Origin of the sequence: Pseudoalteromonas sp. 20-92 (assembly GCF_030847595.1) — a bacterium.
Taxonomy (GTDB): Bacteria; Pseudomonadota; Gammaproteobacteria; order Enterobacterales; family Alteromonadaceae; genus Pseudoalteromonas; species Pseudoalteromonas fuliginea.
In genome coordinates this window covers 1-13,895 of record NZ_JANJGQ010000007.1, presented here as the reverse complement: position 1 = coordinate 13,895, position 13,895 = coordinate 1, and the positions used below count along the sequence as shown (strand labels likewise).

The following is a 13,895-nucleotide window of genomic DNA, read 5'->3' as shown; positions in this document are numbered from 1 at the left end:
AAATATTAAGTTACCTAAAACGACTAAACACCCTTCTCAGCATTTACCTAATGGTGCTACCATATAAGGCTATAAGCATTCAAAATAAAGTACTATGGCTATTAATGTTTTATTGGTTGAAGACGATGAACTACTCGTTAAACGCATCCAAAATCACTTTGCAGATACCGAATTTACAATAGAGGTAGACCCCACTGGCGCTGATGCACTTAGCATTGTAAAGCAGCGAGTAAACCTGCGCGGTGCTATATCATTAGCCATAATTGACATTGTTTTACCTAAGCGCGATGGTCTTCAGCTCGCAAAAGAATTAAACACACTGACCGATATTGGCGTTATTGTATTATCGAGTCGTGACTCCCAAGCCGATCGTATTGCTGGTCTTGCTCAAGGTGCTGACGACTATATTTGTAAGCCCGTCGATTTACTTGAGTTGGAGCTACGCATGCGCGCGCTCTATAAGCGTGTTGCCGTTAACCTAGAAGACGACGAAAGCGAAGAGTTTATAGAGTATGCTGACTTTAAGCTTCATCCCGATAACCGCACATTAATTACTGCTGCGGGCCTTGAATCACGCTTAACTGAAGCCGAGCATAAAGTGCTGATTTGTTTAATTAGTAATGCAGGTAAAGCAACTTCCCGCGAAAAAATATCAGAAGAAATAGGCCAGCCAGATTGGAGCCCAAATGATCGCACTGTTGATGTACTTATTGGTCGTTTACGTAAAAAGTTAAATGACGAAAAAGATCAGAAGCGCATTGTTACCGTTCGCGGTAAAGGTTATATGCTTTCTATTTAATACTTAGTTAATTGCGCAATAAGGCGCTCAAAAGCACGGTAATTGAGTGCCTCTTTAAGCTCATTTAAAGTAATATTTTCAGCGCCTTTTAAATCACTAATAGTACGCGCCACTTTTATCACTCGATGATAAGAGCGTGGCGATAAAGACAGCTTCTCGCTTGCTCTGGCTAAGAACTGCAACTCTGCAGGCGCTAATACGCAGTGCACACTCATTTCTTTATTATTAAGCCTCGCATTAACCTTACCTTGGCGTTTTAACTGTAGGTAATAAGCCGCTTCAACTCTTACTCTAACCTCAGCGCTACTTTCCTCCGGCTGAGTGCTTTGTAATTCAACACTCGTTAACCGAGGAAGCTCTATTTGTAAATCAATACGGTCAATAAAAGGCCCCGACACGCGCGATAAATAACGCATAACTTGATCGGGAGTTGCTCGCTTATCAGTATGGCTCCCTGTTGGACTTGGGTTTAATGCGGTTATAAGCTGAAACTGCGCTGGGAACTCCATTTGCCTAGCTGCACGTGAAATAGTAACCGTACCAGTCTCCATCGGCTCACGCAGTGAATCAAGCACCTTACGCTCAAACTCTGGTAATTCGTCTAAGAAAAGCACTCCATTATGTGCCAATGAAATTTCACCCGGTTTAGGGTTTGATGAGCCACCAACCAAAGCAACCGCTGAGCACGTATGATGCGGGTTACGAAATGGCCGCTGTCGCCAATTAGTTAAATCTATAGATTGCCCAATAATAGAGTAAAGCGCAGCAGTCGAAATAGCTTCATCGTCCGACATAGTAGGCATTATAGTTGCCATTCGCTGGGCCAACATTGATTTACCAGTGCCTGGGGGGCCTAAAAAAAGTAAATTATGCCCGCCAGCTGCGGCGATTTCTAATACTCGCTTTGCGCCAGGCTGACCTTTCACATCGCTTAAATCGAGCAAAAAGTCAGGGGCTTGCGTGCAGTCGGGGTACTCTATATTCAATGGCAAAGGTTGTTGATTAAGTAAGTCCCCCCACACTTCTTGAATAGAACTGACGGCTTTGCGTTTAACGCCATTAACTAGGCTTGCTAGACTGTCATTTGCAAAGGGTAAAAAGCAGCAGCGATCTTGCTCTTTTGCAGCAAGTACCGAAGGTAAAATAGCATTCACACCACGTATCTCGCCATTAAGAGCAAGCTCACCATAAAACTCGTACTTATGAATATCAGGACACACTATTTGCCCAGAGGCGACTAAAATACCCACAGCAATTGCAAGATCAAACCGCCCGCCATCTTTTGGCAAATCAGCAGGGGCTAAATTTACGGTTATTCGTTGATCGGGGAAGCCAAATTGAGAGTTTTCGAGCGCACTACGCACTCTATCTTTCGACTCTTTAACTGACGCTTCGGGCAGGCCTACAATATGAAAAGCGGGTAAACCATTTCCTAGGTGAACTTCTACAATAACTTCAGGGGCGCTTATACCCACTTGGGCACGAGAAAATATACGAGCTAAAGACATTCCTTATCCTAGTAAATGGTGTGATTACACCAGTTTAGTCAGGATATTTAAAAACGTGTAATGTGATTTGCCACTTTATTGCAGCTAAACGAAGTAATAAGGTCATTAACATACCTAATATCATTGCCACCTCGGTTGCTAACGAAATACCAATACTAAGTGTATAAACAGTGCCTCCCGCTATGCAGGTAATAGCGTAAAGCTCACCTTTTAATAACATAGGGATTTCACGGGCAAGTACATCTCGAATTAATCCACCAAAGCAGCCTGTAATTACACCCATTATTACCGCTGTCATATCAGGCATACCAGCAAGTTGCGCTTTTTGCGCCCCCATTACGGCAAAAAAAGCTAAGCCAAACGCATCCGCTGTTTGTAAAATATAATGAGGTATCGGCTTTTGCTTATTTATAAGGCGTGTTGTAACAAATACTGAAGCGAGTATGGCTAAAAAGTAACTTTGATCGTGTAACCAAAACACAGGAGCGTCTAAAATTAGGTCTCGTACTGTACCACCACCAATTGCGGTTACCGTAGCTAAAACTACGACTCCAAAGCCATCCATTTTTTTCTCGTACGCTAATAAAGTGCCCGATACAGCAAACACCGCAATGCCTATTAAATCAAACCAGTGATAAAGTTCTGTCATGTGTATTGTTACTTAAAATATTTTAACCGTTTTAACATAAAATTCTCTTTTAAAAAATTTATTTGTTAAAGGCTACAGGTATTAGAGGAAAGTCATTAAATAAAGCAGAATATAAAGAATTTTACCAAACTTCAGACGCAAAAAATCACTCAATAAAGAGTGCGATTTTTTTTAACTTTTTAGATATTTAATTTCAGTGGCTGCGGGAGCTTGAGTTTGTAAAAAGCGAACCGACGACCTTCGCTTACTTGTGCAAAGTGTTTTACGCAGTAACAGTGGATTTAAATTTATAATAATTTATTAAACTCCAAACGCAAAAAATCACTCAATAAAGAGTGCGATTTTGTTTTAATTTTTTAGATATTTAATTTCAGTGGTTGCGGGAGCCGGATTTGAACCGACGACCTTCGGGTTATGAGCCCGACGAGCTACCAGACTGCTCCATCCCGCGCCTGAAATTTGTAGACTTGTTTTAAGTTGCTTACATTACAACTTGGCTTCCAATTAAAAATTTATTGCGAGAGCTGGGAAGGTGGAAAGTGAACCGACGACCTTTTTAAGCTACCTACTGCACTAAATCTTTATAAAAAATTGGTTGCGGGAGCCGGATTTGAACCGACGACCTTCGGGTTATGAGCCCGACGAGCTACCAGACTGCTCCATCCCGCGCCTGTATATTTTAAGTCTATCGACTACTTTATTTTATCTCTTAAGTTAGAGTTTACAGTAACCTCAATCCCTAAGGAAATTGGTTGCGGGAGTTGTGAAGGTGAAGAATGAACCGACGACCTTTTAAAACTACCTATTGCACCAAATTTCAATAAAAATATTGGTTGCGGGAGCCGGATTTGAACCGACGACCTTCGGGTTATGAGCCCGACGAGCTACCAGACTGCTCCATCCCGCGCCTGTAATTTCTTTAAAACATTTTCGTAATATTTACGAGCCTGCCTTGAAGAGAGCGCTACTATATAGGAATAAACATATAATGCAAGGCTTAAACTACTTAATGTTGTTCAAGTGAACAAAAAGCAACCAAAGCGCTATTCTGCGCTCAATCTTTGGTGTGGATTTATCATTTTTTGCCATTCCCAATCAGGATGTCCCATTACTATAAAGTCAGGGTTTTCAGTGCTCTCGCGCTGGTTGTACGTTAACGGGTTAAATTCTGCATCGGTAATACAGCCACCGGCTTCCTCAATAATAACTTGCGAAGCACCTGTATCCCACTCACCCGTTGGGCCAATTCTTAAAAAGCAATCTGCTTTGCCTTCTGCAACGATACAAGCTTTTAAAGAACAGGAGCCAACAGCAATCGTTGTAAACTGACTATTTAAATACTGGCTCACCGCTTCTATTTTTTGGCGGCGGCTCACTGCAAGCGTTAAGTTCTCTGGTGGCGCTACAGATATTTGCTTATCAATTGAGTTTTCACGTTTAAAAGCACCATTTTTAGCTGTAGCAAAATAAGTCACACTTTTGGCAGGCCAATGAATAACCCCTAGCACTGGCTGGTTATTTTCAATCAATGCAATATTTACTGCAAAATCGCCACTTTCTAAAATAAATTCGCCTGTACCATCCATCGGATCGAGCAACCAATAACGCTGCCAGTCTTGTCTGTCAGCGAGTGCTGGTATAGGTGTTTCTTCCGACATAATTGGAATATCGGGCGCTAATACTTTTAATCCAGCAACCAGTACGTCATTTGCTGCTAAATCAGCTTTGGTAACAGGCGTGTTATCTGATTTTTCTTGCTGGCCAATATCGCCTTTTTTATAAATAGCCATAATTGCATCGCCAGCACGCTCAGCTAATTCAATGCACGGTTCGATTAATTTATTCATCGGCAGCTCCAGACGCTAAATACTTATCTAATAATAGCAAAGCTGCAACACTGCGTGCTTCGGTAAAATCTTCTTGCTCTAATAATGACTGCCACTGAGTTAATGGCCACTTAACAACAACAAGCGGCTCAGGTTCGTCACCAATAAGGGTTTGAGGGTATAATTGCTTAGCAAATAAAATATGCATTGTGGCATTAAAGTAACTCGGCGCCATTGTTACTGTTCTTAATGGTTTAAAATACTCAGCACCAAAGCCAATTTCTTCTTTAAGCTCTCTGTTAGCAGCTTGCTCTGGGGTTTCGCCCGGATCAATTAAGCCTTTAGGAAAACCTAACTGGTAATTGTTTGTGCCCGCACAGTATTCACGTACAAGTAGTAACTCATTATCTGCACTTAACGGAACAATCATCACTGCTCCCCGGCCACCGCCGCGAATTCGCTCATACTGGCGCTCTTCGTTATTAGAAAACTTTAGCTCTAAAGACTCCACAGTAAACAGGCGGCTTTTAGCGACAACATTGTTACTGAGGATTTGTGGTGGTGTTGGGTGCTTTTTCTGTGTCATTGGCGTTAATTTGCTATCATGGCAGTTAGTTCAATAATAAACCTTATAAGTTGAAATTCCTATGTTAAATTGGTCAAAAATCGATACCGTTTTGCTCGACATGGATGGAACATTACTCGATTTACATTACGACAGTCATTTTTGGCTTAACGTTATCCCTGCGCAACACGCATTAGCGAGAGGCATTAGCCTAGATGCAGCTAAAGCAGATATTTTAAAACGCTATCAAGCTGTGAGCGGTCAAATACAGTGGTATTGTTTAGATTATTGGGAGCAGCAATTAAGCTTGCCTATAATGGAGCTTAAACGAGAGTCTCAGCATTTAATTAAAATGCGCGAAGACGTACCTCATTTTTTAACTGAGCTTAAAAAAGCAGGCAAAGAGTTAATTTTACTTACCAACGCCCACCCTGAGAGTGTCATGCTTAAATTTGAGCATACAGCGATTGATAACTACCTAGATGGCGTAGTGTCTACTCATGAATATGGAGTAAGTAAAGAGCAACAAAGTTTGTGGCACCAAGTACAAAAAGACTTAGGGTTTAATAAGCAGCGCACTTTGTTTGTAGATGACAGTGTGCCGGTTTTGAATGCCGCACGAGAATACGGCATTGAGCACTTACTTGCAGTTGCTAACCCAGATAGCCAACAACCACATAACGAAATAGCCGATTACCTAAGTGTTACCGACTATCGTAAGATTATCTAACTCAACTTACGTGACTTAAATTTTTGGGTAACGCGCTTCTAGCCCTTGATATACTAACTTTGCAAAATCTGCATGTTCTGTATCAAGGCTTTTAACTACTTCAACTAAATGCTCGTTATCTTCTTGCCCATTCCATTCTTTAATATAGCTACCATCTTTGTAACCGTGATCTTGGCGGAAAAAGTTTAACGTGTTTTTACCTACGTAGCCGCGATATAAATCATCAATATCCATACCCATTTGCGCCATACAGCCGGCAAAGGCACCTGCATTAAACGTTTTATCTGCAACAGCAGACGCCGCCAATATCTCTAGTGTTTGTTTAAAATCATCAGCTTGTTGAGCATTACTAAGCTCAGTTTCAAGTTGCTTTGCTAAGTCTTCGTAGCTAGTTTCGCCGTCAATTCTAAGCGATAGACCAAAATGAAAAATATCAACCAACTCTAAAATAACTTGTTCAGTATCTGGTGTTTGTTTTTTCCACCATTTCCAACCATGATGATCCAACATTTCAGCACACTCAACCCAAATAGCGCGGTACCATTCAAACCCTTGAGTAAACCATTGCTCATGTACTTTAGTATTCATGGCGTTTTGCATTTCTAGCATCACTACTAGCTTGTTTAAATTGGCAGACATATCAGTTCCTGTCGTTTTGATTGGCGTAATGTTCGTTGGTGTAATAATACAGATAAAATGCTGATTGTGCATTGCTGTATATTTTTATTAGTGTGCTAGTTATGTTTATCGTGACGTCGTAAACTCATGCCATGAATCAATTAAATCAATGAAATCTTCAAAGCCACAACCACTACTTAAGCCATTTTCTTCAAGCGCTAAATCGTCATCTTGATACGCTATTAGGTCTTCGCTGTCTTGATGAAGCGCATGGGCTTCAAATAATGCTTCGTCTTTGGTTAATATTAAATCTATTTCTTGGCCTTTTAGCGTTAGCGGCTCATAGCTTGAACTCACCGATGCAATAAGCGCTTGCACCATGGCTACTTTGTCTTTGCCTATTTCTTCGTTTAGCCAGCGACCAATAATAGCGTGTTCACTGCTTATTTTAATACGTAGCCCACTAATAGGGTCGCGAATAAATTGATATTCCATAGGGTTTGCCTGTAAATCTTTAATTGCGTAATTATATACGTAAACGCCCGTAAACCACAGGACATATAAAGTAAAATAGCGCCACATGGGCGCTATTTTACTCAACTTGAAAACCGTTAACTTCGCGATCTATAACGCGCTGCGTCAATAATCGACCATAAGTAAATAATAGGCACAAGTACAAAGCCTACAAGCACATAAATTAGTGCGTAACTTATTATAATAGCGAGTGCAAAAAATATAGCCGCTAAAATACGCCCTTGCACTAACTGCCCTAAACCAGGAAAAAATATATTACATAATGCTGCGATTACGTTACCGCCAGAACCTTGATCTGCCATACTAACCTCTGTATTTATTTGATTTTATAATTATTTACTTACACACTCTATGCCAATTTATTAAAGCTTACAAATCAAATAGTTAAATTAGTCTAGATTTAGAGAGTTAGTAAATTTTGCTAACTTTAGGTCAAATTAGCAATTTTTGTTATGTGTTTGCACTTTTCTATTCGCTCAATTAATTAGCAAGTTACTCGTTTTGAACACTATTTTATAAATAGCTGTTTATAAAAACAGTATTTTATTTAGCCTAACAAAAACACCTGTTATACTGGCCACAATATTGATTAAAAAGGCGTAACGATGGACGTTTCACAATTACTCGATGGCTTAAATGACAAACAACGCGATGCCGTTGCAGCCCCACTACAAAACATGCTGGTATTAGCAGGTGCTGGGTCTGGTAAAACACGAGTGTTAGTTCATCGTATTGCGTGGCTTATGCAAGTTGAGCAAGCCTCCGCTTACAGTATTTTTGCAGTTACATTTACTAATAAAGCCGCTAAAGAAATGCGTGGCCGCGTTGAAGAAACACTAAAAGCGCCTGTAGGTGGCATGTGGATTGGTACTTTCCATGGTTTATCGCATCGTATTTTACGTGCTCATCACCGTGAAGCTAACTTACCTGAAGCCTTTCAAATTTTAGACTCTGACGATCAACTTCGGATGATCAAGCGCTTATTAAAATCGATGAATATCGATGATAAAAAATGGCCTGCTAAACAATTTGGCTGGTACATTAGCGCCAAAAAAGATGAAGCACTTCGCCCTAAAGATATTCAAGCATACGATATTAACGAGCAAATGATGCTGCGTGTTTACGCCGCCTATCAAGAAGCCTGTGATAGAGCTGGTTTAGTTGATTTTGCCGAAATATTACTACGCAGCTACGAAGTGTTAAAAAATAACCCTACGTTACTACGTCATTACCAGCAACGCTTTGCACATATGCTCGTAGACGAGTTCCAAGATACAAATACCATTCAATATGCTTGGTTAAAGTTACTTGCAGGCGATACAAGCAGTATCATGATTGTAGGCGATGATGACCAAAGTATTTACGGTTGGCGCGGTGCTAAAATCGAAAATATTAAACGATTTTTAACTGACTTTAGCGCAGAAACCATTCGTCTTGAACAAAACTACCGTTCAACAGCAACTATTTTGAAAGCGTCTAATGCATTAATTCAAAATAACTCAGAGCGTATGGGTAAAAGCTTATGGACCGACGGTAACGATGGCGAGCCAATTTCTATTTATGCGGCATTTAATGAGTTAGACGAAGCACGCTTTGTAAGTAGCAAACTACGAAGCTGGTTAAATGCAGGTAATGCACTACAAGATGCCGCAATTTTATACCGTAGTAACGCGCAATCTCGTGTACTCGAGGAAGCCATGCTACAAGAAGGCTTAAAATACCGTATTTATGGTGGTATGCGATTCTTCGAACGACAAGAAATTAAAGATGCGTTGTCGTACTTACGCCTAGTAGGTAATCGTCAAGACGATGCCGCGTTTGAGCGTGTAATTAATACGCCAGCACGCGGTATTGGCGATAAAACATTGAGCCATATACGCGATTGTGCACGAGCAGAATCGTTACCGCTTTGGTATGCCGCAAAAGCAATTGTAGAACAACAGCATTTATCTGGTCGTGCTTCTGGTGCAGTAAGTAAGTTTGTAGAACTCGTTGAACAAATAGAAGATAAAATTAGCGATTTAACTTTGCATGAGCAAGCTAAGTACACAATTCAAACCTCAGGCTTGATGGCAATGTACCAAGCCGAAAAAGGTGAAAAAGGCCGTGCTCGCGTAGAAAACTTAGAAGAGCTAATTAGCGCTTGTGATCAGTATGAGCTGCCTGAAGACGAAGAGTACAGCTCACCTTTACAAGGCTTTTTAGCCCATACGTCACTTGAGTCAGGTGAAGGACAAGCAGAAGAACACGAAGACGCCGTACAAATGATGACGCTTCACTCAGCTAAAGGCTTAGAGTTTCCGCTAGTGTTTATGGTAGGCGTAGAAGAAGGCATGTTCCCTTCTCAGCAAAGCAACGAAGAGTCGGGTCGCTTAGAAGAAGAGCGCCGCCTTTGTTATGTAGGCATGACACGAGCAATGGATAAGTTATACATTAGCCATGCTGAGAGTCGCCGCTTATACGGGCAAGAAAAATACCATAGCCCATCTCGCTTTTTACGCGAAATCCCTGAAGACTGCGTAGAAGAAATCCGTATTAAAACACAGGTTTCTCGCCCGCCTGCCGCTGGGCGTTTTAGCGCATCAGTTAGCCATGCCGCATTTGAAGACAGTGGCTTTAACTTAGGACAACGCGTACTGCATGCTAAGTTTGGTATTGGTACCGTACTTAATTACGAAGGCAGTGGCGCACAATCTCGCGTACAAGTTAACTTTGACGACCTTGGTAGTAAATGGTTAGTAACAGCCTATGCACGATTACAAGCGGTATAAAGCACACCTAAATGAGTTAGAGCAACAATTAGCTGGCGCGTATCATCGCCAGCTAGTATTAATTACTGGCAGCTCAGTTTGGTGTTATGAATTACTTAACTCATTAATAGATGAAAACAATACACTTGTTGTATCAAAGCAGTGCGCGATCAAAAATTCGTACTGGCCTACTCGCACTCACCAAATTTTAGGGCAAGAATTTGCTCATGCTGTTTACGATGGTTTTAGTGGTTTACACCCTGATAAACTTGCAGCACTTACCGGCACCGTTAAAGCAGGCGGTATGCTGTTTTTATTACTGCCCGAATTAAATGATTTAACCTCTTGGCAAGACCCCTCATTAAGTACAGTGCAATCACACGGTCAGAGTATTGACTACAGTTTATTTAATCAACGTTTCGCGACTATTATTAAGCGATTACCCGCTTTTCATTTTAGTGAACAAAATGGCTGTATTAGTAATCTCGTCAGCTCTGTTACGGATAATAAAATTGATTATCTACCACAGCAAAACTGCGTTGAACAAATAGTAAAAGTAGCTAATGGCCGTGCCAATAGGCCTTTACTCATTAATGCTGATAGAGGCAGAGGTAAGTCGGCAGCACTTGGCTTAGCAGCCGCAAAATTAGCTGATAAAAAAGTAATTATTAGCAGCACTCAATTTAAAGCGACCCATAGCAGCTTTAAACATTTAGCCCAAGAGTTAAGCCTTCAATACAACGCTGAACATAAACAGCTCGCCAACTTGCACTACGTTGCACCTGACGCGTTATTAAACACACTACCTGAGTGCGATTTACTACTCGTTGATGAAGCTGCAGCAATCCCTGTTCCGTTATTACTACAAATGCTAGCTCATTACCCTCGTATAGTATTTGCAAGCACTCTGGTTGGGTATGAGGGCAATGGTAGGGGTTATACCATTCGCTTTAGTAACTATATTAAAGCACACTATAAAGCCTCTAAAGTTGTAACACTTGATGAGCCACTGCGCTTTGCTAAACACGATCCTCTTGAGCAACACATTCGCACACTACTAGCACTCGATGCACAATATATAGAGTTAAGTAGTAATCAATTAGAACAGCCAGTTCATAGTGAAATAACACAGCAGTCCCTTGGTAACAATGAGTCTTTACTGCAACAAGTTATTGCCCTACTTGCACTGGCTCACTATCAAAGTAGTGTCAACGACTTACGCCAGCTACTAGACGCACCATCGCAACGGCTATTTATTAGCAAAATTAATAATCAATTAGTTGGCGTATGCTTAATCGCCATAGAAGGTGGTTTGAGTGAAGAACTTGCCCTACAAGTTATAAGTGGAGAGCGTCGCCCACAGGGGCATTTAATGGCGCAAGCACTCTCACAACTTAGCTTTAATAATGACTGTTTAACACAACTGAGCGCTCGCGTTGTACGAATAGCGATTGATCCGAGTTCCCACAATATAGGACTTGGTAAAAAGCTACTTAGTTATTGCGAGTCGCAGGTAAAAAGCCAATGTAGTTGGCTTGGTGCAAGCTTTGGGGCAACAGCGCAGTTACTTAATTTTTGGCAAAACCGAGGGTTTGATACTGTAAAACTGGGATATCAACGCGATAAAAGCACCGCTGAACATTCGGCGCTTGTGGTTAAATGCTTAAGTGACAAAAGTACAATTATTCAACCTTTGAAAAAGCAGTTTAAAAACGATTTTTTTTATGCTCTTTTAACACACTTTAAAACACTAGATTGGCAACTCGTAAGTATTTTAATTGAAGGATTTAGCGACGAGTTAATAAGCCGAGAGACTCACGAGCGATTAGCGCTGCTCACTAAAAGTAACTTCACTCAATTTAGTATCTCTGCGACTCTTTGGCAGTTACTGAGCCAGTCACCTTCTTGTATATCTCAATTAACAGAGTCTGATAAAAAACTGTTAATAAAGTTAGTGCTTCAAAATGAAAGTAATGAAAAAATGATTAAACACTTAGGTTTATTAGGAAAAAAACAGCTTGAGAATCAATTTAAACGTGCCATAAAAAACCTCACTAGTACCATCTAATAACCTTTAGTTGCCCTATCTCTGTTAAATTTTATCCATCTTTAAGCTATTTATTTAATTTGTTCTATCCTTAAAGCATTAATAGGTAAATTAAGATAAAGGCATGGAATTAATAAACTTTAAAGTGGGCTGCAAAACAATTTCACTAAAGATACTCGACATTTTATTAACTGAGCGCTTTGACAATAATCTAACAACTTTACCAAACAATAATAAAAGCTTTATTGGTGTTAAAGATTATATGGATATACCAACACCTGTTTTTGATTTAGGTATTATTTTAAATAATATCTCAACTGAACAAAGTAATACGCATGTACTAAAGCAACTAAGAACATGGCAAGACAAACTATTAAACTGGTTTAATACCCTTCAAAGTAACGTATTAAATAGCTCGGCTTCTATTTCAAATAATGACGCAGAACTACAAGATTTTGTTTTGTTTTATAAAGAATTCAACACCGACAATGAAGATTTAAAATTAACAATCTCTCGGCTTGACGAGCCTTTCCAATCATTACTAGAGACAGCAAAGGCAGCCATAGCAGCCCATAATCAAAGTGATCATAAACACACATCAGCTCTGCTCGACAAAATTAAGCGTAATAGTCTAATTCAGCTTGAGCGTTTATTTGAATCAGCTAAAGAGCAAATAACCTTAGACTATAAACCTATTATTGTTTTCACCACCAAAGACGGATTAAATCCACATGTTGGTTTATTAGTAGATAAAGTCGAAGACAATATCGACTATAAAAAAGAAGACATAAGGCCACTGGATAAGCTCACTGAGGTTGGATTTGATCTAGACCCACAAACTAAAAATATGATGCGAGGATTAATCAAGCTTTCACAAAAGCACAGTGTGTTAATTGATCCAAGCGTGATATTTAAACCAACCCAAATAGAAGAATCCGAAAGTGAAGAAACCCAAGCTTACGGACTATTTTAAATAACCTTTAAATTTGGTTATTAACTTTAGTACTGAAGTAAGGAGCTATTCTACTCGACTTGTACATTTAGATAAATTGGAGAGAAATCGAGTGCGTAATGTTAGTTACTCATATTTCACTTTTCTGCAAACGTAAAAAAGCCCGAATCGTTAGATCCGGGCTCGCTACAATGTGAAGTCGGTGCGCTACGCAGTAGAATGTCATAGTGCCCACAGCAGTAGAAAGTCACGTAGCAAATGCTAATTTATTGGCCGAATGGGGTATTAAGGGTTTTTGTTGTGATTTTAACGTCGGGAGTCGCTGCGCTTGCCCGACCTACGTGACATGTGTTGATGTGAGTGTGTTAATTACGCACATTTCACTTTTCTGCAGACGTAAAAAAGCCCGACTATTTCTAGTCGGGCTCTCTACAATTTGAAGCCTGGTAATTCTTAGTGCCCACAGCGGTAGAAAGTCACATAACAAATGCTACACTATCATCGGTCGAAGCTTTGACTTCACTACTGAGTTCGGCATGGGCTCTTTACTAAATCCCAGATAGCAAAAAACCCGTCACATTGCTGTAACGGGTTTCTTTAATTTGAAGCCTGGTAATGTCCTACTTTCACATAGCAAATGCTACACTATCATCGGCGCTGTTTCGTTTCACTACTGAGTTCGACATGGAGTCAGGTGGGTCCAAAACGCTATTGTCACCAAGCAAATTTGGGCGTTAATACGTATTTCTGCGCATTAACTGAATTTGGAAAATATCTGATAATATTTTTTAAGTCTTTCTAAGTAATATCTACTTTAGTCATATTAACTTCTTCGCTTGCTTCACTATCACATAAAACGCGTTTGGCGTTGTATGGTTAAGCCTCACGGGTAATTAGTACAAGTTAGCTTAATGGCT

At 40.2% G+C, this 13,895-nt stretch carries 12 protein-coding genes, 3 tRNA genes and 1 rRNA gene; 5 read left to right on the top strand and 11 right to left on the bottom strand.

Going from position 1 to position 13,895, the window contains the following annotated elements; all coding sequences use genetic code 11:
- The first annotated feature begins 94 nt into the window (after positions 1–94).
- Positions 95–799 (top strand): response regulator transcription factor, encoded by a 705-nt coding sequence (locus NRL14_RS08795; RefSeq protein ID WP_096793944.1) that lies wholly within the window; start codon positions 95–97, stop codon positions 797–799.
- Here the strand turns inward: NRL14_RS08795 and NRL14_RS08790 are convergent.
- From NRL14_RS08790 to nudE, 7 genes are all read right to left on the bottom strand, one after another.
- The gene (locus NRL14_RS08790) at positions 796–2,307 is read right to left on the bottom strand and encodes a YifB family Mg chelatase-like AAA ATPase (protein WP_306724467.1); all 1,512 of its coding nucleotides are present in this window, start codon (positions 2,305–2,307) and stop codon (positions 796–798) included. The genes NRL14_RS08795 and NRL14_RS08790 overlap by 4 nt on opposite strands.
- 34 nt (positions 2,308–2,341) lie before the next feature.
- Positions 2,342–2,956: a trimeric intracellular cation channel family protein gene (locus tag NRL14_RS08785; RefSeq protein WP_007376180.1), complete on the bottom strand. Its 615-nt coding sequence runs from the start codon at positions 2,954–2,956 to the stop codon at positions 2,342–2,344.
- Between the two features lie 374 nt (positions 2,957–3,330).
- Positions 3,331–3,407, bottom strand: a tRNA-Met gene (locus NRL14_RS08780).
- A gap of 141 nt (positions 3,408–3,548) precedes the next feature.
- Positions 3,549–3,625: transfer RNA gene (locus NRL14_RS08775), tRNA-Met, on the bottom strand.
- A 161-nt stretch (positions 3,626–3,786) separates the two neighbouring features.
- Positions 3,787–3,863: transfer RNA gene (locus NRL14_RS08770), tRNA-Met, on the bottom strand.
- Between the two features lie 136 nt (positions 3,864–3,999).
- Positions 4,000–4,803: a 3'(2'),5'-bisphosphate nucleotidase CysQ gene (gene cysQ / locus NRL14_RS08765; protein ID WP_007378906.1), complete on the bottom strand. Its 804-nt coding sequence runs from the start codon at positions 4,801–4,803 to the stop codon at positions 4,000–4,002.
- Positions 4,796–5,368, bottom strand: a complete 573-nt coding sequence (nudE, locus tag NRL14_RS08760; RefSeq protein WP_007378907.1) for an ADP compounds hydrolase NudE — start codon at positions 5,366–5,368, stop codon at positions 4,796–4,798. Before nudE ends, cysQ begins: the two co-directional genes overlap by 8 nt.
- A 61-nt stretch (positions 5,369–5,429) precedes the next feature.
- On the opposite strand from nudE, the gene yrfG reads away from it, so the two are divergent.
- The gene (gene yrfG, locus NRL14_RS08755; RefSeq protein ID WP_007378908.1) at positions 5,430–6,077 is read left to right on the top strand and encodes a GMP/IMP nucleotidase; all 648 of its coding nucleotides are present in this window, start codon (positions 5,430–5,432) and stop codon (positions 6,075–6,077) included.
- A gap of 15 nt (positions 6,078–6,092) precedes the next feature.
- Here the strand turns inward: yrfG and NRL14_RS08750 are convergent, their stop codons facing one another.
- From NRL14_RS08750 to NRL14_RS08740, 3 genes are all read right to left on the bottom strand, one after another.
- On the bottom strand, positions 6,093–6,716 hold the full coding sequence (locus NRL14_RS08750; RefSeq protein WP_007586550.1) for a dUTP diphosphatase: 624 nt from the start codon (positions 6,714–6,716) through the stop codon (positions 6,093–6,095).
- A gap of 105 nt (positions 6,717–6,821) precedes the next feature.
- Positions 6,822–7,190, bottom strand: a complete 369-nt coding sequence (locus NRL14_RS08745; RefSeq protein ID WP_024592461.1) for a YacL family protein — start codon at positions 7,188–7,190, stop codon at positions 6,822–6,824.
- Between the two features lie 116 nt (positions 7,191–7,306).
- Complete coding sequence (locus NRL14_RS08740; RefSeq protein WP_002963009.1) at positions 7,307–7,531, bottom strand: hypothetical protein; 225 nt, start codon at positions 7,529–7,531, stop codon at positions 7,307–7,309.
- A gap of 303 nt (positions 7,532–7,834) precedes the next feature.
- On the opposite strand from NRL14_RS08740, the gene uvrD reads away from it, so the two are divergent.
- The 3 genes from uvrD to NRL14_RS08725 all read left to right on the top strand — a co-directional run bounded on the left by uvrD (position 7,835) and on the right by NRL14_RS08725 (position 12,999).
- Positions 7,835–10,000 (top strand): DNA helicase II, encoded by a 2,166-nt coding sequence (uvrD, locus tag NRL14_RS08735; protein ID WP_306724466.1) that lies wholly within the window; start codon positions 7,835–7,837, stop codon positions 9,998–10,000.
- The gene (locus NRL14_RS08730; RefSeq protein ID WP_306724465.1) at positions 9,978–12,047 is read left to right on the top strand and encodes a GNAT family N-acetyltransferase; all 2,070 of its coding nucleotides are present in this window, start codon (positions 9,978–9,980) and stop codon (positions 12,045–12,047) included. The genes uvrD and NRL14_RS08730 overlap by 23 nt, the downstream gene beginning before the upstream one ends.
- Positions 12,048–12,150: 103 nt before the next feature.
- The gene (locus NRL14_RS08725) at positions 12,151–12,999 is read left to right on the top strand and encodes a chemotaxis protein (protein ID WP_306724464.1); all 849 of its coding nucleotides are present in this window, start codon (positions 12,151–12,153) and stop codon (positions 12,997–12,999) included.
- Positions 13,000–13,585: 586 nt separating this feature from the next.
- Here NRL14_RS08725 and rrf read toward each other — a convergent pair.
- A 5S ribosomal RNA gene (gene rrf / locus NRL14_RS08720) occupies positions 13,586–13,700 on the bottom strand.
- Positions 13,701–13,895: the final 195 nt, after the last annotated feature.